This window comes from Flavobacterium sp., assembly GCF_046296355.1.
In the GTDB taxonomy this organism is placed as follows: domain Bacteria; phylum Bacteroidota; class Bacteroidia; order Flavobacteriales; family Flavobacteriaceae; genus Flavobacterium.
Genome location: NZ_JBKBLM010000004.1, coordinates 64944 through 89852, shown reverse-complemented (window position 1 = coordinate 89852; position 24909 = coordinate 64944). Strand labels below are relative to the sequence as shown.

Genomic DNA, 24909 nt, shown 5'->3' with positions numbered 1-24909 from the left:
TTTTTATAATCGTACTAAAAGTGATTTTCCGGTCATGACTTCCGGTTTTGGAATACCCATTAGCTCTAAAATCGTCGGTGCTAAATCGCCCAAAACACCATCGTGTACTCGGATATGATCTTTATCGACCATAATAATCGGCACCGGATTTGTTGTGTGTGCGGTGTTTGGCGAACCGTCAGGATTTATCATGGTTTCACAATTACCGTGGTCGGCTATTATTATTGTTGTATAGTCATTGGCTAAAGCCGTTTCAACTACTTCTTTTACGCAAATGTCAACGGCTTCACAGGCTTTAATCGCAGCTTCCATTATACCAGTGTGACCAACCATGTCGCCATTGGCAAAATTCAAACAAACGAAATCTACTTCGCCTTTTTGCAATTCGGGTATCAAAGCGTCTTTGAGTTCGTAAGCACTCATCTCGGGTTGTAAATCGTAAGTAGCAACTTTAGGAGAATTTCTCAAAATGCGGGTTTCACCTCTAAACGGAATTTCCCTTCCGCCCGAAAAGAAGAACGTCACGTGCGGATATTTCTCGGTTTCGGCTATGCGAATTTGGGTTTTATTATGTTTTTCCAGTACTTCGCCCAACGTTTCGGTGATGTTGTCTTTATCGTAAATCACGTGTACGTTTTCATAAGTGTCATCGTAATTGGTCATCGTCACATAGTACAAATTGAGTTTGTGCATGTTGAATTCGTGGAAATCTTTTTGCGAAAGTGCCTCGGTCAATTCTCGTCCTCTATCAGTTCTGAAGTTGAAGAAAACCACAACGTCATCGTTTTGAATGGTAGCCAAAGGTTGGTCATTCGAATCCACCGCCGTTAATGGTTGGATAAACTCATCGGTTACATTTTCGGCATAACTCTCGGCTATGTCTTGAACCAAATTGGTGCTGTGTTTTCCGATACCATTTACGAGTAAATCATAAGCGAGTTTCACACGTTCCCAGCGTTTGTCTCTGTCCATGGCGTAATAACGACCAATAACAGTAGCGATTTTAGCCGAAGTATTTTGAATGTAATTTTCTAAATCTTGTAGGTATGTTTTGCCTGATTTTGGGTCTACATCGCGACCATCGGTAAAGGCGTGAACAAATACTTTTTGTAACCCGAAATCCTGTGAAGCATCAATCAAACTGCGTAAATGAGAGGTATGCGAATGCACGCCACCATCAGAAACCAAACCCAAAAAGTGAACTGCTTTGTTATTGTTTTTAGCATATTGAAAAGCATCAATCAAAGGTTTTTCCTGACTCATGGTTTTGTGAGCCACAGCCAAATTGATTTTGGCCAAATCCTGATACACAATTCTTCCTGCGCCAAGATTCATGTGACCTACTTCGGAATTACCCATTTGACCTTCGGGTAAGCCTACGCTTAGACCGTCAGTTCTTAGTTGGGCACTCGGATATTTAGCATAAAGACTATTGATAAACGGAACATTGGCATTGTCAATGGCGGATACTTTTGGGTCGGGCGATTTCCCCCAACCGTCTAAAATCATTAGGATTACTTTCTTGTTCATCGAGAATTATTTTGAACAACAAATATAAGGCTAAAATTCGATTTTTAGAAGTGAACTCTTTCCTTTGGTTTGGTAAACGATTTGTAAAACTTGGAATTTTTCACTGTATTGTAATCAATAAAATAGCGAATACTAATGGAGAAAACATGGTTTAGGTTTTCACTGTCTAAAGCATCATTGATATTGCTTCCAAATTCACGATTAAATTCACGGCTGAACAGCGAAGCGTTGTTTCGGTATAAAACAGACACTTGGCTTCCCGGTGCAAACCACCAAGAATAGGTGAGGTCTAGATTCCATAAATTCAGATTAGAATTTTTATTGGTAGTGTATGTTGTGTTATTTACATAGCTTCCATCATTCATTAAAGTCAAAATTTCGTTATTGGTTACGTATGACCAATAGTGACGTAAATTCAAATTAAAGTTCATTTTGTTATTGATGGAATATTTTCCTTGCATCCCGTTAATGTAAGTAATTCTATTTCTTCTGGCAAAAATAGTATTGTCATCATCATCAAAGTCTATCCAGCCGATGTTGTTGTTTTGCCTGTTAAAGGTGAAGCTGTAAACCAAAGAAAAACGATCGCTAAAACGATATCTGGGACTCAATAAAATTCCATAATTCTTTCTGTCTTTTTCGTCAAAAATGGTTATGGATGGATTAATGTCAAAGGCAAATTTTCGGTTATAATTGGAAGAATATAAAAAGTAAGTTCTAACGTTTTTAGGAATGGCTACAAATCGCTGTTCTTCAAATGATCTCGGTTCGTAAAAATCATATACTTTCAAGGGATTGGAGTAAATTCCAAACCCATAATAGTCATTTTGTTTGTCGTACGCGTTAAAATATAAGTTCAAATTTCCGGCTTGAATTCTTCCTGTTCTATTGTCAAATTCTGTGTAGGAGTTCAAAAAGGCTTGAAATGAATTGAATATTTTAGTCGGATTTAAAGTTCTGTAATTAGAATTGGCATAAAAACCATGATAATGCGTTTGATTATTAATCCCCAAATCATTATTGTCAAAGTCTTTTGAGGCATAAACACTACCAATACTATATCGGTAATTGCCGCTGGTTTCTCCCAAATTAATATTGGCCGCTATCCCTTTTTGGTCATCGGTATCAGCCATGTTGTTAACATAGCTGTATTTAAAAGCGCCCGACAAGTTATAGGTGTTTTTCTTGGTATTCAAATCCCAGACGAAGGCAGAAACATTGGCGTCCCTGAATTCTCCATTGCGAGTTACATTGGTATTTATCAATGAAACTGAGGAATTTTTTCGGAAACGTTGGTCTAAAACAAAGACATTGTAGTTGGTAACCGGCGCAATATTTTCAAAACGAATTTCTCCCGTATCATCATTTTTCACAGTGACACCGGTATTTTCAGTAACTGCATTTAAGACACCAATGCCCAATCCTCCTTTAGTTCTTCCGGAAACTTTCACGGCATTAATTAATTTAATTGAACTGGGTTGGTCAATCACGCTTTCGTTTTCTGCCACCTCAATCTCAGGAGTTTCGCCTATTCTTCTGGTGTAAAGCAAATTACCTTTACTAAACAAGTCGGTTCCTTCAGTAAAAAATGGTCTGTTTTCTGTGAATTGTTGTTCAAATGCGGTTAGGTTTAACTCGACATTGTCAAATTTCGTTTGGCCAAAATCAGGAATCAAAATGGCATCCAAAGTAAAGGCGTCATTTATTCCGTATTTGATGTCCATTCCACCTTTGAACTCCCCAATGGTTTTTTGGTTTTTGCTCGAATATAAATATTGCGAAGCATAGGGAATTAAGAACAAACGGGTAGGTGTTTTGATGTTTTCAATGCCTTCCAAAATACCGGCTTGTACACTTTCATTTGCAATTTTTCTATCGAGCAGTGACCAAGAGTACTGTTGTCTGAAACGGCGAATTTCTCTGTAAAAATTCAATCCCCAAGTTTGTTTTTTCTCCGAAGGAAATCTCAACGCTGCATAAGGTATTTTCATTTCAACACACCATCCGAAATTGGTTACATCAACATGACTGTCCCAAATGGCGTCCCATGAAAAATCTTCATCTCCGGATTCGGTGTAAACTCCATCTTGTTGCACACCGGCCGCACTGACGAAAAAGCGAAACTCTTGTTGTCCATCATTATAACCGTTAATGAGTACGCCAAAATGATCAGCAGTTGAGAAAATATCTCTTAGGGTAAGCTCTTTAAGTATTTTTTGAGGTTCGTCATCATATAAGGTTGCAGCAATATAAATGGCGGTGTTGTCGTAAACTATTTTTATTTCTGTTCGTCTCTCGTTGGGAGCCGGTTTTCCGTTATCAGGGTCTATCATCACAAAATCAGTGGCTACGTCGACATCTTTCCAAGCTGATTCATCAAACTTACCGTCAATGGTGATTTTAGTATCGGTAGACTTTGTTTGAAGCGTTTTTTTTTGACCAAAAACCAATCCTGAAAAAAGCAAAAAAGAACAAAGAAAAAAGTAGGAATTTTTAGGCATTGATGATTTTGTTTGACAAACAAAAATAACTATTTAATTGATATTTACAACCTTTAGCCGATAAATGCTGATGATTTATATGGGATTGATAAAATTAAAATTGGCTTAATTAAAGTCAGATTATTTGGTTTTGGATAAATATAATATATATTTGCCCTACCCATGTCTAATTTTAAACCTATAACTGTCAATGAATTATAAATCCTTCTCTTTATTGTTTTTTGTGTTGTTGATGTCTTTCAGCAGCTTTCCCGACAAAACCAGTCTGAACAATAAGACCTTTGTATCTACGGAGAAGAAGGCCTCAGAAAATGTATCAGTTTACAGTCAAATAGATGCAAATTCTTTTGCTTTGCCTAGTTTTGAGAGCTTTAATTTGGCGTTAGACGGGTTTAATCATCTTAAAGAAAAAGGATTGATTCAAAAAAACATTCTAACTATTGTTGATTTCAGTTTGTCATCTACTGCCAAAAGACTTTGGGTAATTGATTTAGATAAAAATATAGTGTTGTTTCAAACTTTAGTAGCACACGGAAGAAATACTGGAGAAGAATTCGCCAAAATTTTCTCCAACCAAGCTGAATCTTATAAAAGTAGTGTTGGGTTTTACGCCACAGCCGAAATTTATAACGGCAAACACGGTATGTCTCTAAAATTAGACGGTTTACAAAAAGGATTAAATGACAAAGCCAGAGAAAGAGCGGTAGTAATGCACGGTGCCGATTATGTTTCTGAATCTTTTATCAAACAAAACAAAAGATTAGGTAGAAGTCAAGGTTGTCCTGCTGTTCCGGTTGAAATGAACCAAAAAATCATCAACGTGATTAAGGACAAATCTTGTTTGTTTATTTATCATCCTGCAGCCAAACAAGATATCGTATCGAAGTTAGCTTCGTAGTTTTTTCCACATCACATAATGAATACCAACGCTGGGAATGTCAAACGAATTCCCGATGATTTCGTAACCCGTTTTTTGGTAAAATCCCACGGCATTTTCACGGGCGTTAAACCAAATCAAATCAATATTCTGAAGTTTTAAGGTCTTTTCGGCATGCTCAACTAATTGCCTTCCAAAACCTTTTCCCTGATTGTTTTCCAAAACGGCCATGCCTCTGATTTGCGATTGATGCTTTTCCTTGAACAATAGGCTGTTGTTTTCAAATAGCGAAATCACACCTTCCAATTTATCATTTTGGTACAAACCAAAATGTTGTGTGTTAACCAATTCATCACCGTCAAAGTAACAACTCTCTATAGGCTTTCCTTTTCGGAGTACCGGATGACGCACAGTTATTGTTTCTTGTGCTGAAATATTTCTGATCTCTATCATATTTCTCTCTATAACTAAATGGTTTTGTTTGTGTTATAAACGCTGAAATTTTTCACACTAATTTTTCTTAAAAAAATTTGCATCAAAGCAAACTTATTCTATATATTTGCACTCACAAATGCGGAAGTAGCTCAGTTGGTAGAGCTCCAGCCTTCCAAGCTGGTTGTCGCGAGTTCGAGCCTCGTCTTCCGCTCTGAAATAGAAACCTCTAATTTAAATTAGAGGTTTTTTTATGCAATCAGGCGAGAAGTTTATCCCGATTCATCGGGAAGCCTCGTCTTCCGCTCTGAAAGCCTCAAACGAATGTTTGGGGTTTTTTTCTTTTATGTTGTGGCGAGTTTAAAATTGCCTCTGTCTCACGGAGTTTATAAAAATATTGACCGCAGATTCGCAGATTATTTTAATTAGTTTTTTTAATCTGCGAATCTGCGGTTAAACTTTATTCACCCAAATAAGCCAAATCTGTCTCAGGCGTCAATTCTTCCGGACTCTTATTTTGTTGAAATAATCTTGCGGTCAGACTTCCTTTCAAAATTATCTTTTCGCCGGTAATTTCCAACCAACTTCCTTCACGCAATCCTAAAACAGGAGCGGTGTTGAACGCATGGAATTCTTTGATTCTCGTTTCTCGGGTTTCGCCCATATGCTTGCTACTCATGTCCGGATCTAAATAATGCGGATTCAAATTAAACGGAATCAATCCCAAGGTTTTAAAACTCGGCGGATAAATAATGGGCATGTCATTGGTTGTTTGCATCGTCAAACCGGTAATGTTGCTTCCAGCGCTTGAGCCTAAATAAGGTGTTCCTTTTTCAACCGTTTGGGCTAAAATATCCATGACATTATTGGTGTACAATTGACTAACCAACAAAAAAGTATTGCCACCGCCGGTAAAGATGCCTTCAGCATTCTTGATAGCCGTTGTTGGATTGTCAAACTCATGCAAACCCTTAACTTTTTTGTTTATTTTGGCGAAAGCCAAACGAACATTTTCGGTATAATCGTCATGTGAAATGCCACCGGGACGAGCATATGGAATAAAAAGTATTTCTTGGCAGTCTTTGAAGTGGTTTTCTAATACCGGCAACAAATAGTCTAAATAACTTCCTCCGTGTACCGTTGATGTACTTGCAATAATTAGTTTTTTCATTTTTAGATTATTCTCCACCAAAAGTAGTGTTTTTACCGCTTTTATTTAACAAAAAATTACCAAGCCGTTGGCATTTATTTAGGAATGCTCTAAGATATTTTTACCAAATCTAATCGCCAATATGAATTTTTTTTTCAAAATAGCACTTTTACTTCTGACTGTTAATGTAACTATTGCACAAAATAGTTTAGTGAAATCAATAAAAGGAAAAGTAGCTTCGGAATCGGTTGATTTAGACGGAATTTACATCATCAATCTCAAAAGTGATATAGCAACGGCCACTGAAAAAGAAGGCTATTTTAGTCTAAAAGTCAGTGTTGGCGACACCTTGATGTTTTCGGCCATACAGATTAAAGGCAAGAAAATTGTGGTTTCGCAAGAGGATTTTGACAAGGATTTGTTTTTAGTTAAACTAGAACCCATGATTAATCGATTGGATGAGATTATTGTCAAGCAGTACAAAAATATAAATGCGGTTTCCCTAGGTATTATTTCACCCAATACTAAGCATTATACTCCGGCGGAGAGAAAATTAAAAACGGCTTCTGGAGTTGATGTAGCCGGAAATACCGATGGAAGTATGGGAGGTTCAGTTGGGCTAGACCCTTTATTTAATTGGATGTCGGGCCGATCAACCATGCTCAAAAAAGAATTGGAAGTAGAACGAAAAGAAACATTGCTTCAGAAAATAGAAAACCAATTTAGCATAGATTATTTTGTTAAAAAATTAAAAATCCCTGAAGAATACGTCAAAGGATTTTGGTATTTTGTGGTGGAAGATTCCAAATTTGTGAGTGCCATGACTGTGAAAAATAAAACAATGGCTACTTTTGTTTTGGCTGAATTGGCTACAAAATATATAGATTTATTGAAGGCTGAAGATAAATAGTTAGTACTTTTGAAGCTTAGTAAAACCCAGTAGAATGAAGTTTAAAATTTTCTTCCTATTTGTCTTTATTCAAAGTGTTTGCTTTGGTCAATCTGCTGAATTGACATTTTTGAGAGGAAAAATAATTTGTCCTATCAAAGAATTAGGCGAAGTCAATATCCTGAATCTTCGTTCTGAAACAGTTAGTACTTCCAACAGTAGCGGCAGTTATACTATGTTTGTTAAGGTTGGTGATACGCTAGAATTCAAAAGTTTACAAATCGAAACACAAAAAGTTGTCATTCGCGAAACGGATTTGGCTAAACCTCTTTTGGTAACCAATTTAGTGCCCAAAACCATTAATTTGTCTGAAGTAGAAATCAAAGATTACAGTCATATCAATGCCGTTTCTTTACGCATTTTGGAAAAACCGGCAAAAAAATACACACCTGCCGAAAGAAGATTAAGAACAGCGGAGACTTTTCACTGGTACAGTCCGTTATTAATTCCGCTTGGTGGAATGAGTGTTGACGGTATATTGAATTCTATTAGCGGTAGAACTGCGATGTTGCAAAAAGAATTGGCTATTGAAAAGAAAGAGCGGAATATGTTGAAAATAGAGAACCAGTTCCCAAATGACTATTTCATTAAAAAACTTAAAATCCCTGAAGAATATGTCAAAGGGTTTTTGTATTATATAGTTGATGACACCAAATTGATTGCCTATATCAACGAGAAGAACAAAGGCATGGCAAATTTTAGAATGAGTGAGTTGGCAACAGCGTATTTAACTCTTTTAAAAACTAATGGCAAATAATAGTTTTGAATGATGAAGAGAGTATTAAAATCAGCCGTCTTGTTATTGCTTTTTCTTGGGTTGACTTCGATGGCGGCACACCGGTTTTATGTGGCGATTTACCAAATTGATTTTGTGCCACAGAAAAAAAGACTGGAAATTACCACGCGAATTTTTATGGACGATTTAAACGATGCCGTAACCAAAGCTTATAAAAAAAGTACTAATATAGGTTCTGTAAAAGAAACCCCGGAAGATATTGATTTGCTAAAAAAATATTTGGGCGAAAATTTCAAACTAACAGTCAACGGGAAACCCAAAACCTTTACTTATTTGAGTCGTGAGGTAGAAAGCAACGTTGTGATTTGTTATTTAAGCATCAAAGAAATAGCAAAAGTTACCTCGCTTCAAGTTGACAATTCTATCCTAATCGAAGTTCATTCCGAGCAGCAAAACATTATCCAATTCAACAATAATGGCAAAAAGCAGAATCTTTTACTGACTTCGTCAATCACTAAAGGAATGTTAAAATAAATTTTGATTTTACGCCATAACTTAAATTTCTTTACATTTATGACCTAAAAAAAATTAGGCTATGAATCATAAAACTAAGGTTTTATCAATTTTAGGGTTGTTTGTTATGGGTTTGACCCAAGCACAAGAAGCGCCCAAAACCACCAAATCAGACGAAAGAAATCCGGATAAATTCAAGCAAATGTATGACTTGTTGGCTACGCCCAATATGTATCGTACGGCTTCAGGTGCGCCCGGACCGGAATATTACCAGCAACAAGCCGATTATAAAATCGACGTCGAACTGGATGATAAAAACCAAAAGTTATACGGTACCGAAACCATTACTTATACTAATAATGCCAAGGAATCGTTGGATTATCTTTGGGTACAATTAGACCAAAACGAAAAAGCCAGAAATTCCAATTCGCCTTTGGTAGAAAGCAATAAAACTGATCCGGCCATTTCGGCCCAAGCCTTTTCCAGAAAATATTTAGAGGAAGATTTTGATGGTGGATTCCGAATAGAATATGTAAAAGACGCTCAAGGAAATCCTATGCAATATACCATCAACCAAACCATGATGCGTATCGAATTACCTAAGTTGTTGAAAAACAAAGAAAAAATCACGTTCTCTATCAAATGGTGGTACAACATCAACAATTATATCTTAGACGGTGGTCGTTCTGGCTATGAGCATTTTGAAAAAGACGGAAACAATCTTTACGTTTTGGCTCAATTTTACCCAAGAATGGCGGTTTACAGCGATGTCGAAGGTTGGCAAAATATGCAGTTCTGGGGTTCAGGAGAGTTTGCCTTAACTTTTGGTAATTATGAAGTCAATATTACCGTTCCTGCCGATCATATTATGGAAGCTACCGGAACTATACAAAATAGAAGCGAAGTATTTACCGCGGAACAATTAAAAAGATATGCCGAAGCCGAAAAGTCTTTTGACAAACCGGTCGTAGTGGTAACCCAAGCCGAAGCCGAAGCCGCGGAAAAAGGATTTTCAGACAAGAAAAAAACCTGGAAATTCAAAGCCGAAAATGTACGTGATTTTGGAATTTCTACCTCAAGAAAATTTATTTATGATGCCATGGCGGTAAAAACCGGAAGCACAACCTCAATGGCGATTTCTTTGTATCCGAAAGAAGGCAATCCGCTTTGGGGAGACTATTCCACCCGAATTGTTGCCCACACGCTAAAAAGCTATTCCAATTATACTTTCGATTATCCTTATCCGAAAGCAGTTTCCATCAATGCCCGAGACCAAGGCATGGAATACCCTATGATTTGTTGGAATTACGGACGTCCGGATGAAAACGGTAAATATTCCGACCAAACCAAATACGGCATGTTGGGAGTAATTTGTCACGAAGTCGGACACAATTTCTTTCCAATGATTATCAATTCTGATGAGCGTCAATGGACATGGATGGATGAAGGTTTAAACTCTTTTATGGAATATTTAGCAGAAAAAACATTTGATCCTAATTTTCCAACCCGTCGTGGTCCGGCGAAAAACATCATTCCTTATATGAGTGGCGACCAAACCGGTTTAGAACCGATTATGACGAACTCGGAGAGTTTGCGTCAATTTGGGAATAATGCCTACGGGAAACCGGCTACAGCTTTGAATATCTTACGTGAAACCATTATGGGACATGACTTATTTGATTATGCATTTAAAACTTATGCCAATCGTTGGAAGTTCAAACACCCAACACCCGAAGATTTTTTCAGAACCATGGAAGATGCTTCGGCAGTAGATTTAGATTGGTTTTGGCGTGGTTGGTTTTACACCACAGATTACAATGATATCGGAATTAAAGAAGTGAAAAAATATTTTGTGAGTAATGAAGCTTCGAAAGAAGTTAGCGATTTTATGAAAACCCGTCGACGCAGGGATTCTCGCAATGGTCCGATGGTTTATATGATAGCAGAAGGTAGTGCCTCGTACAAGTCGGAACTGAACAAGCCTTTTAAAGTAGAAGAATTTCAAGCTTTAGACGATTATGTAAATAAGAATTTCAGTGCGGAAGAAAAAGCCAAATTAAACGAGCCAAAGTATTTTTACCAAGTAACCTTTGACAAACCGGGCGGATTGGTCATGCCGATTATTGTTGAAATTACTTTTGAAGACGGCACTACAGAGAATCATTATTTCCCGGCACAAATTTGGAGAATGAATGACAAAGAAGTGAGCCGAACTTTTGCTACAAAAAAAGCGGTTTCCAAAATTGTTGTCGATCCGAAGGAAGAAACTGCCGATATTGACACTTCAAATAATTCTTGGCCAAAAACAGCGGAAAAATCTAAATTTGATTAGCAGAACTTTGTAACTTTGCGACTTCATAATTAAGCAATTCAAAATATGTTTGGAATAGGTGGCGGCGAATTAATTTTCATCATTTTCATAGCGTTAATGCTTTTCGGTTCAGATAAGATTCCGGAAATTGCCAGAACGATGGGTAAAATAATGGCACAATTGAAAAATGCTACCAATGACATCAAATCAGAAATCCAAAAAAGTGCTGATGTTCAAGAAATCAATAGTTCCGTAAAAGAATTAACTTCCACTTTTACCGAAGAAGTAGATAAGGTAAAAAGTAATGTTTCTGAAAATATATTGCCCGATGTTAACAAAGCCGCAGAAGATTTAGATGCTTTGACAGGTCCGATAAAACGTCAATTCTAATGCTGGAAAAAATAATCGACCTTGATAAGGAATTACTGGTCTTTCTGAACGGTTTAGGTTCTGAACGTTGGGATTGGCTGTGGTTGATTATCACCAAACAACTTAATTGGGCACCAATTTTTTTATTTATTTTTTATCTGTTGCAAAAAAAAATCGGTTGGAAAAATTTTGGGTATTATGTGCTTTTTACCGCAGTAATGATTCTCATTTGTGACCAAACTGTGAATCTTTTCAAATACGGTTTTGAACGATTGCGTCCTTGCAACGACGAAGAAATTAAGGATATTATTAGATTGGTAAAAACCAGCAAATCTTTTAGTTTTTTCTCAGGACATGCTACCAATTCTATGGCCTCTACGGTTTTTGGTTATATGATTTTAAAAAAATACTACAAACACGCTTATTTGTTATTCTTGTTTCCTTTAATATTCGCTTACAGCCGAATTTATCTCGGTTTGCACTTCCCAACTGATGTTTTAACCGGTTATACTTTTGGAGCAATCGCAGGGTTTATTTGTTACAAATTATATTCTAAGTATATACTTCGTACTTTGTAGTTCTAACTTCGTACTTTTATTTCACTCTAGAAACGGTCAAGCCATCACGAATAGGTAATAAAACTGTTTCTATTCTTGAATCATTTTTTAATAATTTGTTGTATTCCAAAAGGATTTGGGTGGTAATATCATTTGGTTTTACTTCTTCTACAACTTTGCCACTCCACAAAACATTATCCGAAAGAATGATACCTCCTTTGTTCATCATCGGTACAATCAAGTGAAAATAATTGATATAATTTTCTTTGTCAGCATCAATAAAAACCAAATCGTATTTTTTATTTATAGTCGGAATGATTTCCAAAGCATCGCCAAGATGTTGCGTAATTTGATTTGACCATTGGCTCTTGTCAAAATATTTTCGTTGAAAATCAACCAATTCCTCTTCAATGTCTATGGTATCAATCGCTCCGTTTTCGGCCAAACCTTCGGCCAAACATAAAGTGGCATAACCGGTGTAAGTCCCAATTTCCAGTATGTTTGTCGGATGAATAATTTTCGACAACATGCTCAAAACCCGACCTTGAAAATGACCGCTCAACATTCGGGGTTGCAGTATTTTTTGATAGGTTTCTTTATTCAATTGTGCCAACAATTCTGGTTCGTCTTGGGAATGTTGCGTTACATATTGGTCTAATTCGTCAGAAAGAAAATGCATGGTTTTGTTTTTTGCAAAGTTATCTAATTATATGTCGCTGTCAAAACCTATAAAGTCATATCAAAACTATAGTTTGTTATAGATTATAGCTACTAATTACTAATCACTAATTACTAATTACTAAATTTGCGCCATGGAAATCGAGAAAAAAGACATCCGAAGTTTGACCAAAGCACAATTGCGCGATTTTTTTGTGGCCAATGGTGATAAGGCGTTTCGTGGCAACCAAGTCTATGAATGGCTGTGGAGTAAAGCGTCGCACAATTTTGAAGACATGACCAATGTGTCAAAAGAAACCCGCGCGATGCTCGAAAATAACTTCGTGATTAACCATATCAAAGTCGATACCATGCAACGCAGCGAAGACGGAACGGTAAAAAATGCCGTGCGTTTGCATGACGGTTTAATCGTTGAAAGTGTTTTGATTCCCACAGATACAAGAACCACAGCTTGTGTTTCCAGTCAAGTAGGTTGTAGTTTGGATTGTAATTTTTGCGCTACTGCACGTTTAAAAAGAATGCGAAATTTGGAACCCGGAGAAATTTATGACCAAGTGGTGGCGATTGACAGAGAAAGCCGTTTGTATTACAATCGTCCGTTGTCGAATATTGTTTTTATGGGAATGGGCGAACCGTTGATGAATTACAATAATGTGATGAAAGCCATTGATATGATTACTTCAGAAGAAGGATTGGGCATGTCGCCAAAGCGCATTACGGTTTCTACATCAGGTGTTTCAAAAATAATTAAAAAAATGGCGGATGATGAAGTCAAATTTAAACTGGCAGTTTCTTTGCATTCCGCAATTGAAGAAACCAGAAATCATATAATGCCATTCACCAAAAACTTTCAGTTACCCGAATTGAAAGAAGCTTTGCAATATTGGTACCAAAAAACCAAAAGCAAAGTCACTTATGAATATGTGGTTTGGAAAGGCATCAACGATGATAAAGCCTCGATAGATGCTTTGGTAAAATTCTGTAAATATGTCCCGTGTAAAGTCAATTTAATTGAATACAACCCAATTGATGATGGGGAATTCCAACAAGCCTCAGACGAAGCGATTGACAATTACATCAAAGCTTTGAGCAAATATGATATTGTAGCCAAAGTGCGCCGCAGTCGCGGAAAAGATATTGATGCAGCTTGTGGTCAATTGGCTAATAAATCATAAAAGAAGCTCTCTCGTTTTTTAACGAGAGAGCTTCTTCTTTCTATAACTAAGTTCAAATAAAATTAATTTCCTAAAGTGATGGTTGTGGTTGTACCGTTAACCGTTAGTGTAGCTTGGTTATCACAATCACCGTTTCCGTAATCTAAAGTTGCGGTATTGTTGGTTCCAACAGTAGTCACAACACCACTAACAATGTGTGGGCAACCGGCTTCTGCTCTCAATGGCGTTGTAATGGTTGAAGTTCTGGTTCCGGCAGGGAAAGTAGTGCTCCAACTTCCTGAAATTGAAAACACATTATCGGCCCAAATCATTGGGGTACCAAATCCTTCAATCATTTCTCTTACTCTGTTTCCTTCTCTGTGGTAAACATTTCCGTTAGGGAAAGTCACCGTCATGTCGATAGACATTGTAGCTACCGGATGAACAGCAGCCAAAGTAGCTGTGCTTTGTAAGCTTCTGACAATGGTTCTGTTGCCTTCAATCAAGATATCGTTGTGGTGGAAATCAACAAAACTATAACTGATAGTATGTGAAGGTGTGTCAAAATTTACGCTTCCGCTAACAATAATAGTTCCGTCTATAACATTGCCGTTTGGTAAAGTACAATTGTCAAAAGTTACAGTTCTGGTCCAAGTAGTCGCAGTTACCTGAATATCAACTGTTGCACATGGAGGAAGTGCTTGTGTTTCAAGTTCACTGTTTCTTCCGGCGCCGGGATTGGCTTGAAGCGCGTATTGGTCTTCGGCAATTTTGGCGACATCTTCAGTTGCCATATCAATTTTGGCACTGACTCTCGCATCACTTAATTCAGATGAGCTGCTGTTGCTTTCATCTTTGCTACAACTTAGGACAAACATAGATAATGTCAATCCTAATACTAATTTTTTAATTTTCATATGGGTTATTTTTTTGGTTCCAAAGTTTGAATATAAAATTCACAAAAGGTTTAATCAAAGGTAAATATTTTTTTCAAACGATGCCTTTATTGTATCTTTGAATGCCCGATGGAACTCGGTTGTTATTTTAATGAATATTACTTCGCAAATAAAAAAGCCTATACAAGATGAAATGGAACTTTTTGAAAAAAAGTTCTACGAATCAATGACTTCAAAAGTGGCGCTTTTAAACAGAATTACTTATTATATAGTCAACCGAAAAGGAAAACAAATGCGTCCTATGTTTGTTTTTCTGGTAGCCAAAATGCTTTCCGAGAAAGGCGAAGTCAACGAAAGAACGTATCGTGGTGCTTCGGTAATCGAATTAATTCATACCGCAACTTTGGTTCACGATGACGTAGTTGATGACAGCAATCGCCGCCGCGGATTTTTCTCCATCAATGCATTGTGGAAAAACAAAATAGCGGTTTTGGTAGGTGATTATTTATTGTCGAAAGGATTATTGCTTTCCATAGACCATGGCGATTTCGATTTACTTCGAATTATCTCTGTTGCCGTTCGTGAAATGAGTGAAGGCGAATTACTCCAAATAGAAAAAGCCCGGAGATTAGATATAGTAGAAGATGTATACTACGAAATCATTCGCAAAAAGACAGCTACTTTAATTGCGTCGTGTTGTGCGCTTGGTGCCAAATCGGTTTTAGAAGATGAAATTCAGGTAGAAGCGATGCGTAAATTCGGAGAACTCATCGGAATGGCTTTCCAAATTAAAGACGACTTATTCGATTATACCGATGACGCTATTGGTAAACCAACCGGTATCGATATCAAAGAACAAAAAATGACTTTGCCGTTGATTCATGCTTTAAACAATTGTACCGATAAAGAAAAAAGTTGGTGTATCAATTCGATTAAGAACCATAACAAAGACAGAAAGCGTGTTAAGGAAGTCATCCAATTCGTAAAAGACAAAAACGGCTTGCACTATGCCGAACAAAAAATGATGCAGTTCCAAGACGAAGCACTCCAAATCCTTCAAAATTTCCCCCAATCGGAATACAGAGATGCCCTTTCGCTTATGGTAAATTACGTTATCGAAAGAAAAAAATAATTTTTTTTTAAAAATATTTTACGCTGTAAAGCATTGATTTTATTGAGTTTTTTTATTTTCTTATTTTAAAAATGAATTTTTTTCGTATCCTCATGCAACCATTTTTCGACGACTCTCGTCTATGCCAATAGAAACACTAACCAATAGTTTTGAAAGTAATCAACTTACATAAAGAGGAAAAAGAATTAATCGAATTGGCTGTCGAAAATAATCGCCACGCACAGCATCAGATTTATTCCAAATATGCTCCGAAAATGTTGAGTGTATGCCGTCAATATATTAAAGACATACATCAGGCAGAAGATACTATGATTACCGCTTTTATGAAAGTGTTTACCAATCTGAAAAATTTTGAACATAAAGGCAGTTTTGAAGGTTGGATTAGAAGAGTGATGATTAACGAATGTATTTCGTTTATCAGAGTGCAGAAAAAAGTAAAGTTCATTGAAGACGAGAATTATTTTGAAGAAAGACACAACAATATCGAAAGTCAATTTTCAGTCGAAGACATACAGTTTTTGATTGACAGTTTACCCGATGGTTACAAGATGATTTTCAATTTATATGCGATTGAGGGATTTAAACATCACGAAATTGCAACGATGTTAAACATCAGCGAAGGCACTTCGAAATCACAATTATCACACGCTCGAAAAATGTTGCAGGAACAAATTACCAAATCAAAAAATTACCACAATGGAACCGAATAAAATTGAAAAACAGTTCAGAGAAAAGTTGAATGCCAGAGAAATTCAACCGTCAGCCCAAGCTTGGGATCGATTGGATGCCATGCTTTCAGTAGCTGAAGAAAAAAAAACAAAAAAACCTTTTGGCTTTTTGTTTATTGCTGCCAGCATTTTGGTTTTCGTAACACTTGGTTTGTTTTTGTTCAATCAAAATGGGACAGAAATTAACAACATGAATACTGTAGTTGGAACAGAAACTAAAATCGATACCACTCAAAGTAAAACAGAAAGTATTCAAATGCCAGTAATGGAAAGTCAAAAGCAAAATGAAGCTGTCGCCACTTCGGATGTTCAACCAACAACTGATAATCAACAACCGATAACCAATAATCAACGAGTTTCAATCAATAATCAATCAGCAACCAATCAAAATCAAATCATCAAAGACAAAGAAATTGTATTTCAAAACTCTTCCGATGTAGCACAAAAAGACATGCCAAAAATAATGGAACAAAAGGAAATTGTAATCAAAAAGCCAATCAATACCAAGTCAGATGAAATTTTGTTAGCCAATTTAGACAAATCAGCCACCGGATCAAACAATCAAAAGTCAACACTTAAAGTAGATGCCAAAAGCTTACTTTCTCAAGTTGATGGCGAAGTAGAGCATACCTTCAGAGAAAGAATGTTCCATAAAGTGAACAAAAATTACCAAGAAATTAAAGTGGCTTTGGCCAACAGAAATACACAAGAATAATCATTAATCAAATTTTAAATCACAAACATCATGAAGAATTTTATCATTTATGCCTCATTATTGCTGAGTTTAGTTGTAACTAAAGTTGCTGCTCAGGAAACAACGGTGAAAGTCTCAAAAGAGGAAACCACTTTCGAACATAGAGTTAAGCTTATTGCCGATAAAATTGAAGCAATAACCAAACAAGAAAAAGAAGCTTTGAAAGCCGAAATCGAATCGGTAAACAAAGAATTAGAAGCCGGAACAATCACTAAAGAGCAAGCAGACGAAAAGAAACTGAAATTTGCTGAAATCCGTTCTAAAAATATCGAAACCAGAGTTGGTCAAGCCCAAGAAGAATTAAAAGAATTGGTAAACCAAAGGGTAGCCGGAAAAATCAAAGACGGAAAAGACAAATACGGTTACGTTTATGGTATTCGCTATAAAATTGACACCAAACAAGATTCTATCCGAAAAAATAGAGGCGAAAGAAGAACCACTTCACAATTCGTCTTCGCAGCGGGTGTAAATAATTTAGTAACCGATAAAGCAGTCGCTCATTCTGATTACAGATATTGGGGTTCCCATTTCTACGAATGGGGTTTTACTTCAAACACCAGATTATTTAAAAACGACAATTTATTACACCTGAAATACGGAATGTCATTAATGTACAATAACTTGCGCCCAACTGATAATCGCTTGTTTGTGGTGAATGGAAACCAAACCAATTTAGAAACCAGTTCGGTGAATTTAAAAGACTCACGTTTTAGAAATGTATATTTAACTGTGCCACTTCACTTGGAATTTGATTTTACAAAATCAAAAGATAAAGACGGAAAGAAAATATTCAGAACCCATGAAAGCGTTCGTTTCGGAATCGGTGGTTATGCCGGAGTTAGAGTAAAATCTAAACAAAAATTGTGTTACGAATTAGACGGAAATGATGTTTCTGTTAAAGAAAAAGGGGATTTCAATGCTAATGATTTAATCTACGGCGTGAGTACTTACATTGGGTACAAAGAAACCAGTCTTTATTTGAAATACGACTTGAATCCGTTGTTCAAAGACAATGCTATCAAGCAAAATAATATATCACTTGGGGTTCGTTTCGACTTCAATTAGAAAATTTGTTAGGTTAGTTTATACTTCGAAAAGATGTTTCAGCAATGGAGCATCTTTTTTTTATTTTAAATTTTAAATTTTAAATTCTGAATGTGTAAATTTACCCTCTTTGATTTCTTTTCAAGATTTCTAACAATCTAATAATCTAACAATCTAACAATCTATTTTGATTACCCGCGAAACCATAGATAAAGTATTTGAAACCGCACGCGTGGAAGAAGTCATCGGTGATTTCGTCCAACTTAAACGCGCCGGAAGCAATTACAAAGGCTTGAGTCCGTTTTCGGATGAGCGCTCACCTTCGTTTATGGTGTCACCCGTAAAGCAAATTTGGAAAGATTTTAGTTCAGGAAAAGGCGGAAGTGTCGTGACTTTCTTGATGGAACACGAGCACTTTACATATCCGGAAGCGATTCGTTTTTTGGCCAATAAATACAATATCGAGATTGAAGAAACCGAAGTTTCTCAAGAAGATAAAATTGAAGCCAATGAGAAGGAAAGCATGTATTTGGTATCGGAATTTGCCAAAAGTTATTTCCACGATACGCTTTTAAATACCGAAGAAGGTAAAGCCATTGGGTTGTCTTATTTCAAAGAAAGAGGTTTTACCAATGAAACCATTGCCAAATTTGGTTTAGGTTATTCGCCCGAATCTTGGGATGCCTTTACCAAAGAAGCTTTGGCCAAAGGTTACCAATTAGAATTCTTAGAAAAAGTCGGACTGACCATCACCAGAGAAGACGGAAAACATTTTGACCGATTCAAAGGCAGAGTCATGTTTCCGATTCAAAGTTTGTCCGGAAGAAACTTAGGTTTTGGTGGTAGGATTTTGACCAATGATAAAAAAGCGGCCAAATACCTCAATTCGCCCGAAAGCGATATTTACCATAAAAGTAAAGTTTTGTATGGAATTTTCCATGCCAAACAAGCCATTGCCAAGCAAAACAACTGTTATTTAGTCGAAGGTTATACCGATGTGATTCAGTTGCATCAAGCCGGCATTGAAAATGTGGTTGCATCTTCGGGAACGGCTTTGACTCCTGACCAAATTCGATTAATCAATCGTTTGACCAAAAATATTACCGTACTTTTTGATGGCGATGCCGCCGGATTGCGTGCTTCTGTTCGCGGAATCGATTTGATTTTGGAAGAAGGCATGAACGTAAAAGTCTGTACTTTTCCTGATGGCGATGATCCGGATAGTTTTGCGCGAAAGAACTCGTATGAAGATTTAGTTTCCTATTTAGAAAACAATGCCAAGGATTTTATTCAGTTCAAAGCGTCACTTTTGATGAATGAAGCCAATAATGATCCTATCAAGAAAGCCGATTTAATTCGCGATATGGTGGTGAGTATTTCCAAAATTCCGGACCGAATCAAAAGAGAAATCTACATTCAGGAAACGGCCCGAATTATGGACATTTCTGAACAGGTTTTGCTAAATACCCTAGCGCAATTAGTGCAAAAAGACATTTCGGAAGCCGGCAAAAAACTCAAAACCGAGCAAAAGGCTTTTGAAGTGGTTAAGAATGAACTGCAAGTTGCTCAAGAGAAAGTCAATATCGTTTATGACTTAGAGCGAAAGATTTTAGAAATGTTATTGCTATACGGCTCACAAGAAGCCGATTTCGACGATTATATTCTAAAAGCCAATGAAGAAGGTGAAATGACAGAAGAAAAGGAAACCAATACCTTTAAAGTGTTTCAGAGAATCTATCTCAGTCTGCAAGAAGACGAAGTAGAATTGGCCAATCCGATATTTCAGGAAATTTATACTGATTTAATCAATTATTTTAACCAAAACGAGGAGTTCAATATTGAGCATTATTTAATGCAACTGTCGCCAGAACATTCCCAAATGGTTACTGATATTTTAATGTCTGAAGAAAAAGAGTTGCTGCACAATTGGGAAACCAAACATATTTACGTGAAAACCAAAATCCAAAATGTAAGTCAATATGTTTCCGAAACAATTATTTCACTTCGCGAATATTTGATCAACAAATTGATTCTGGATTTGATGAATAATTTCAAAGCTGAGGAAGAAAATGATTCAGTAGAAATTATGGCGACTATCAACGATTACAATAAGTTAAAAGTCAGTTTAACCAACAAAATTGGAAGAATACGTTCCACATACCTATAAAAAAACCCGCGTTTAGCGGGTTTTTAGTTTTAAACGATTTCTAAAGTTTTGGCTTTGTTAACAAGGTCGACCAAATTTGTTACGTTAAGCTTCGTCAGTAAACGAAGTTTGTACGTACTGATGGTTTTTTCGTTAAGTGCTAAAATTTTAGCAATTTCGTTGTTTTTCTTACCGTCACTAAGGAAACGCAACACCTCAATTTCTCTGTTCGAAAGTTTTCGATACAAACGCTCTGATTTGTTTTGTTTCGCAATTAATGCCAAGTTTCTCTTGATTTCTTCATTTAGGATAATTTGCCCTTGATTTACTTTGACAATAGTTATACCTAAATTTTCAAGCTTTGATGTTTTGTGAACATAACCGGCACAACCTGCTTTAATCGCATTTGGCGCGTAAATGTGTTCAGACAAACTACTGAAGACGATAACTTTAGTTTTTGGAAAATTTCTTATGATTGACTTGACCTCATAAATACTTTTAAGTCCTTCAAGCTCTAAATCGATGATTAAGACGTCAATTTCTTTGTTTCTCAAGGCATCGGGAACCATAAAAAAATTTCCTACGTTGGATACGATGCTTATTTCAGGATGATCCTTAAAATATGCTTTCATTCCAAAGTGTACAACTGGAAAGTTATCAGCAATACATACATTTATCATAATTGTGGTATTTGATAAAAAATTAATAGAAATTTACTGTAAAGTTAAAAAATTATATTGTAAAAATGTTAATAAAATTCATATTATTTTAAAGAAACTTGGGATTATACATACAGGAATTGGAGTCATTTTATGCTGATTTATTGTGTTTAGCTTCTTGTATATCTCAAAAACTTCTCGCTCTCTGCCGGTAAAATCATCACTTTTTCTGTTGTTTTCTGCTTCAGACATTGCCCATTCGAGTTCGTCATAACTCGCACCTAATTGATCTTCATCGGTTCTTGAATCACCAAATAAACCATCGGTTGGTGCTGCATTTTGGATCGACTTTGGAATTTCTAGATATTGGCCTAAAGCATAAACATCGCTTTTCATCAAATCGGCAATCGGACTCAAATCAACACCGCCATCTCCATATTTGGTATAAAAACCAACCCCAAAGTCCTCTACTTTATTTCCGGTTCCGGCAACTAACAAACCATGAATTCCTGCAAAATAATATAATGTGGTCATGCGCAATCGCGCTCTTGTATTGGCCAGTGATAAATTAAATTTGGTTTCATTGTCAGAACTCGGAACAGTACTCTTAAATGTTTCAAAAACAGCAGTCAAATCAGCTTCCGCATTTTTTACGTTTGGAAAACGCTTTTTCAATTGCTCGATGTGTTCTCTTCCTCGACTTACTTGACTTGGATCTTGATGAATCGGCATTTCAATGCACAAAGTCGTTAAGCCTGTTTGGGCACACAAGGTTGAGGTTACAGCCGAATCAATACCGCCTGAAATGCCAATCACAAAACCATTTACTTTAGCTTTTGTAGCGTATTCCTTTAACCATGTAACAATATGGGCATTGGTTTCCCCTACTTTGATTTTACTTTTTTTAGCCATTTTTTTATGAAAGTTTTTAGAAACGTAAATGTATATTTGCAAATGTAAAAAATCACAAACTTTTCAGTCCCATTTTTGTCATATAAATTCTCTATAATGAAAAAGTATTTTGTAATAATAATGTTGGTTTTCCTGCTGGTTTCTTGTAATAAGAAATCCAAGGTAGAAAAAGCTGTCGAAGAAATTCCGGTAGCTTTAAAAGTCGATCGATTTGACCAAGCTTTTTTTGAAGCCAAGCCGAGTGAGTTGACTAATTTGAAAGCAGAATATCCTTTTTTCTTTCCGGAAAGGTTCGATGACAAGGTTTGGATTGAAAAAATGGAAAACAAAGATTGGCGAGATTTGTATGCCGAAGTCCAAAAAAAGTATCCTGATTTTGGCAAGCAAACCAACGAAATCCAAGATTTATTCAAACACCTAAAATACTATTTCCCGGAAACTATTTTGCCAAGAGTTTACACCGTTATTGGTGAGATGGACTATAATAAAAAAGCCATTTATGCCAATGACAAATTAGTTATTGCGTTGGAATTGTATCTCGGAAAAGAGGCCAAGTTCTATACTTTTCCAAAATATTTAAGGCAAAATTTTGAAGAACGACAAATGATGCCGGATATTGTGACCAGCTATGCGATGTTGAAAAATCCTCCGCCAACCGATAAAACATTATTAGGTGAAATGATTTATTACGGTAAAGAATTATATTTGAAAGATTTGGTACTTCCCAATCATACCGATGCTGAAAAAATTGGGTACTTACCCGAGAAATTAACTTGGTGTCAGGAAAATGAAAGCTACATTTGGCGCTATTTTATAGAAGAAGATTTGCTTTTTAGTTCTGATTCAAGATTGTCTAATCGCTTTATAAATCCGGCGCCGTTTTCTAAATTTTTTCTCGAAGTTGATAATGAATCTCCAGGAAGTGTAGGGCGATGGGTTGGTTGGCAAATTGTGCGTTCGTTTATGGAAAATAACGAAGTAAGTTTGCAAGATATGCTAAAAATGGACGCCAAAGAATTATTTGAAAAATCAAAATACAAACCTAAAAAGAATGAGTAATACCATCAAATCCGAAATAAAATTCAATGTTGAATTAGATGAAAACCGTATCCCGGAAAAATTAACTTGGACAGCTCAAGATGGCGGAGTAGAACAAGAAGAAGCCAAAGCCATGATGGTTTCTATTTGGGACAGTAAAGCGCAAGAAACACTTCGTATTGATTTGTGGACCAAAGACATGCCGGTAGATGAAATGAAATTATTTTTTCACCAAACTTTAGTGGCTATGTCGGATACTTTCCAACGCGCTACAGCCGATGAGAAAATGGCGGATACGATGAAAGATTTCTGTGATTATTTTGCAGAGAAATTAGAATTGAAGAAATAAAGAAATTACAGATTTCCGCTTTTAAACATTTCCTCATTCACACCATCAATAAAACCTAAAACATCATCTCTGCCGGTGGTTTCAGTGGCTGAGGTTACAAAATGTTGTGGCATTTCTTCCCAGTTGTTCGCCAAAAGGGCTTTTCGATAGGCTGCAATGTGAGAATCAATTTTGCCTCTACTAATTTTGTCGGCTTTGGTAAAAATGATACAAAACGGCACTTCAATTTCGCCCAAATAAGTAATAAATTCCAAATCAATTTTTTGAGCTTCTAGTCGGATATCAATTAGAACAAACGCACAAACCAATTGTTCCCTTTTTTCAAAATAATCGGTGATAAACTCCTGAAAAACTTCTTTGGTTTTCTTAGAAACACGAGCATAACCATAACCCGGTAAATCGACCAAAAACCAATTCAAATTGATTTTAAAGTGATTGATTAACTGCGTTTTCCCCGGTTTTCCCGAGGTTTTGGCCAAATTTTTATGGTTGGTCAACATGTTAATCAAAGATGATTTCCCCACATTGGAACGACCAATAAAAGCATACTCCGGTAAAGGATCTTTCGGGCATTTGCTCACATCGGAATTGCTGATGATAAATTCGGCACTGGTAATTTTCATGGTATTGTTAAAATAAAAAAGTCCGAAAAGGACTTTTGTTTATAAATGAACTTCTTTTAACCATTCATGCAATAATCGGTTGAACTCGTCAGGATGTTCCATCATCGCGGCGTGGCCACATTTGTCAATCCAATACAATTCAGAATTAGGCATTAATTTATGGAATTCTTCTGCTACTTCCGGTGGGGTAACTTGGTCATTTTTGCCCCAAATAATACAGGTTTTCACGTGCATTTTAGGCAAATCTTTGGCCATGTTATGGCGAATAGCACTTTTGGCAATCGTCAAGGTTTTAATCACTTTTATTCTGTCATTAACAACAGCAAAAACTTCGTCAACAATTTCTTTAGAGGCTACATTAGGGTCGTAAAAAACGGCTTCCGCTTTCTTTTTGATATACTCATAATCTCCTCGTTTTGGGTAACTATCACCCATAGCGCTTTCGTAAAGCCCGGAACTTCCGGTAATTACTAATCCGGCTACTTTTTCAGGATACATTTTAGAATGATACAAAGCGATGTGTCCGCCAAGGGAATTTCCAAGAAGAATAACGCGATCAAAACCTTTAAAAGTGATGAAGTCTTTCACATACTTAGCAAAAGCTTTCACATTGGTTTTTAAGATATTTTGGGTGTAAATTGGCAACTCGGGAATCACAACTTTATAACCTTGTGAGGAAAAATAATCGGCAACACCATTAAAATTACTCAATCCTCCCATTAATCCGTGTAAAACAACGATTGGTGTGCCTTCTCCTGCTTCGAAATAGGAATACCTGCCTTCTTTTTTAAAATTTCCTTCCATGTAATTTTTAACTTTTTACCTCGGCAACAAATATATGATTTTATAGCTAAAAATTCGGTTATAGGAG

At 36.4% G+C, this 24909-nt stretch carries 25 protein-coding genes and 1 tRNA gene; 16 read left to right on the top strand and 10 right to left on the bottom strand.

The features are described 5' to 3' along the window. Positions 1–3: 3 nt before the first annotated feature. A complete protein-coding gene (gene gpmI / locus ACK4HO_RS03830; RefSeq protein ID WP_409662801.1) occupies positions 4–1530 on the bottom strand; it encodes a 2,3-bisphosphoglycerate-independent phosphoglycerate mutase in 1527 nt (508 codons plus the stop codon). Positions 1531–1574: 44 nt separating this feature from the next. Next, entirely contained in the window at positions 1575–4031 is a 2457-nt protein-coding gene (locus tag ACK4HO_RS03825; RefSeq protein ID WP_409662798.1) for a DUF5916 domain-containing protein, read from the bottom strand. A 190-nt stretch (positions 4032–4221) separates the two neighbouring features. On the opposite strand from ACK4HO_RS03825, the gene ACK4HO_RS03820 reads away from it, so the two are divergent. After that, on the top strand, positions 4222–4929 hold the full coding sequence (locus ACK4HO_RS03820) for a murein L,D-transpeptidase catalytic domain family protein (RefSeq protein ID WP_409662796.1): 708 nt from the start codon (positions 4222–4224) through the stop codon (positions 4927–4929). Here the strand turns inward: ACK4HO_RS03820 and ACK4HO_RS03815 are convergent. Further along, positions 4918–5361 carry a GNAT family N-acetyltransferase gene (locus tag ACK4HO_RS03815; protein ID WP_409662793.1) on the bottom strand — a complete coding sequence of 148 codons (444 nt, stop codon included), beginning with the start codon at positions 5359–5361 and terminating at the stop codon, positions 4918–4920. The two genes, ACK4HO_RS03820 and ACK4HO_RS03815, sit on opposite strands and share 12 nt — an antisense overlap. Before the next feature lie 120 nt (positions 5362–5481). On the opposite strand from ACK4HO_RS03815, the gene ACK4HO_RS03810 reads away from it, so the two are divergent. Continuing rightward, a tRNA-Gly gene (locus ACK4HO_RS03810) sits at positions 5482–5554 on the top strand. A gap of 246 nt (positions 5555–5800) precedes the next feature. Here the strand turns inward: ACK4HO_RS03810 and pepE are convergent. Continuing rightward, on the bottom strand, positions 5801–6511 hold the full coding sequence (gene pepE, locus ACK4HO_RS03805; RefSeq protein WP_409662790.1) for a dipeptidase PepE: 711 nt from the start codon (positions 6509–6511) through the stop codon (positions 5801–5803). 121 nt (positions 6512–6632) lie between these two features. On the opposite strand from pepE, the gene ACK4HO_RS03800 reads away from it, so the two are divergent. From ACK4HO_RS03800 to ACK4HO_RS03775, 6 genes are all read left to right on the top strand, one after another. After that, complete coding sequence (locus tag ACK4HO_RS03800; protein WP_409662787.1) at positions 6633–7400, top strand: hypothetical protein; 768 nt, start codon at positions 6633–6635, stop codon at positions 7398–7400. Between the two features lie 34 nt (positions 7401–7434). Further along, positions 7435–8196 (top strand): hypothetical protein, encoded by a 762-nt coding sequence (locus ACK4HO_RS03795; RefSeq protein ID WP_409662784.1) that lies wholly within the window; start codon positions 7435–7437, stop codon positions 8194–8196. A gap of 9 nt (positions 8197–8205) precedes the next feature. Then, a complete protein-coding gene (locus tag ACK4HO_RS03790; RefSeq protein ID WP_409662782.1) occupies positions 8206–8709 on the top strand; it encodes a DUF6702 family protein in 504 nt (167 codons plus the stop codon). A gap of 61 nt (positions 8710–8770) precedes the next feature. Further along, on the top strand, positions 8771–11020 hold the full coding sequence (locus ACK4HO_RS03785) for a M1 family metallopeptidase (RefSeq protein WP_409662780.1): 2250 nt from the start codon (positions 8771–8773) through the stop codon (positions 11018–11020). A 45-nt stretch (positions 11021–11065) separates the two neighbouring features. Beyond that, the gene (locus ACK4HO_RS03780) at positions 11066–11389 is read left to right on the top strand and encodes a twin-arginine translocase TatA/TatE family subunit (RefSeq protein WP_409662778.1); all 324 of its coding nucleotides are present in this window, start codon (positions 11066–11068) and stop codon (positions 11387–11389) included. Further along, positions 11389–11946, top strand: coding sequence for a phosphatase PAP2 family protein (locus ACK4HO_RS03775; RefSeq protein WP_409662775.1), 558 nt, complete (start codon positions 11389–11391; stop codon positions 11944–11946). The genes ACK4HO_RS03780 and ACK4HO_RS03775 overlap by 1 nt, the downstream gene beginning before the upstream one ends. Before the next feature lie 16 nt (positions 11947–11962). Here the strand turns inward: ACK4HO_RS03775 and ACK4HO_RS03770 are convergent, their stop codons facing one another. Further along, on the bottom strand, positions 11963–12604 hold the full coding sequence (locus ACK4HO_RS03770) for an O-methyltransferase (RefSeq protein WP_409662773.1): 642 nt from the start codon (positions 12602–12604) through the stop codon (positions 11963–11965). Positions 12605–12737: 133 nt separating this feature from the next. Here ACK4HO_RS03770 and rlmN point away from each other — a divergent pair, with 133 nt between their 5' ends. Continuing rightward, positions 12738–13778, top strand: coding sequence for a 23S rRNA (adenine(2503)-C(2))-methyltransferase RlmN (rlmN, locus tag ACK4HO_RS03765; RefSeq protein ID WP_409662770.1), 1041 nt, complete (start codon positions 12738–12740; stop codon positions 13776–13778). A gap of 62 nt (positions 13779–13840) precedes the next feature. Here the strand turns inward: rlmN and ACK4HO_RS03760 are convergent, their stop codons facing one another. Next, positions 13841–14674 carry a hypothetical protein gene (locus tag ACK4HO_RS03760; protein ID WP_409662767.1) on the bottom strand — a complete coding sequence of 278 codons (834 nt, stop codon included), beginning with the start codon at positions 14672–14674 and terminating at the stop codon, positions 13841–13843. A gap of 130 nt (positions 14675–14804) precedes the next feature. Here ACK4HO_RS03760 and ACK4HO_RS03755 point away from each other — a divergent pair, with 130 nt between their 5' ends. From ACK4HO_RS03755 to dnaG, 5 genes are all read left to right on the top strand, one after another. Beyond that, on the top strand, positions 14805–15785 hold the full coding sequence (locus tag ACK4HO_RS03755) for a polyprenyl synthetase family protein (RefSeq protein WP_409662764.1): 981 nt from the start codon (positions 14805–14807) through the stop codon (positions 15783–15785). 149 nt (positions 15786–15934) lie between these two features. After that, entirely contained in the window at positions 15935–16495 is a 561-nt protein-coding gene (locus ACK4HO_RS03750; protein WP_409662760.1) for an RNA polymerase sigma factor, read from the top strand. Beyond that, positions 16482–17228 (top strand): hypothetical protein, encoded by a 747-nt coding sequence (locus tag ACK4HO_RS03745; RefSeq protein WP_409662757.1) that lies wholly within the window; start codon positions 16482–16484, stop codon positions 17226–17228. The genes ACK4HO_RS03750 and ACK4HO_RS03745 overlap by 14 nt, the downstream gene beginning before the upstream one ends. A 30-nt stretch (positions 17229–17258) precedes the next feature. Next, complete coding sequence (locus ACK4HO_RS03740; RefSeq protein WP_409662753.1) at positions 17259–18332, top strand: hypothetical protein; 1074 nt, start codon at positions 17259–17261, stop codon at positions 18330–18332. 166 nt (positions 18333–18498) lie between these two features. Continuing rightward, entirely contained in the window at positions 18499–20478 is a 1980-nt protein-coding gene (dnaG, locus tag ACK4HO_RS03735) for a DNA primase (RefSeq protein ID WP_409662748.1), read from the top strand. Between the two features lie 29 nt (positions 20479–20507). Here dnaG and ACK4HO_RS03730 read toward each other — a convergent pair whose 3' ends face one another. Together ACK4HO_RS03730 and nadE are read right to left on the bottom strand one after the other, a co-directional pair. Then, entirely contained in the window at positions 20508–21137 is a 630-nt protein-coding gene (locus ACK4HO_RS03730; protein ID WP_284651515.1) for a response regulator transcription factor, read from the bottom strand. Between the two features lie 78 nt (positions 21138–21215). Beyond that, a complete protein-coding gene (nadE, locus tag ACK4HO_RS03725; RefSeq protein ID WP_409662745.1) occupies positions 21216–22028 on the bottom strand; it encodes an NAD(+) synthase in 813 nt (270 codons plus the stop codon). A 96-nt stretch (positions 22029–22124) separates the two neighbouring features. Here nadE and gldB point away from each other — a divergent pair, with 96 nt between their 5' ends. Continuing rightward, entirely contained in the window at positions 22125–23087 is a 963-nt protein-coding gene (gldB, locus tag ACK4HO_RS03720; RefSeq protein WP_409662742.1) for a gliding motility lipoprotein GldB, read from the top strand. Next, the gene (gene gldC / locus ACK4HO_RS03715) at positions 23080–23415 is read left to right on the top strand and encodes a gliding motility protein GldC (RefSeq protein WP_409662740.1); all 336 of its coding nucleotides are present in this window, start codon (positions 23080–23082) and stop codon (positions 23413–23415) included. The genes gldB and gldC overlap by 8 nt, the downstream gene beginning before the upstream one ends. Before the next feature lie 5 nt (positions 23416–23420). Here the strand turns inward: gldC and yihA are convergent, their stop codons facing one another. Both yihA and ACK4HO_RS03705 read right to left on the bottom strand, forming a co-directional pair. Then, on the bottom strand, positions 23421–24038 hold the full coding sequence (gene yihA, locus ACK4HO_RS03710; RefSeq protein ID WP_409662737.1) for a ribosome biogenesis GTP-binding protein YihA/YsxC: 618 nt from the start codon (positions 24036–24038) through the stop codon (positions 23421–23423). Positions 24039–24077: 39 nt separating this feature from the next. After that, on the bottom strand, positions 24078–24842 hold the full coding sequence (locus ACK4HO_RS03705) for an alpha/beta fold hydrolase (RefSeq protein ID WP_409662735.1): 765 nt from the start codon (positions 24840–24842) through the stop codon (positions 24078–24080). Positions 24843–24909: the final 67 nt, after the last annotated feature.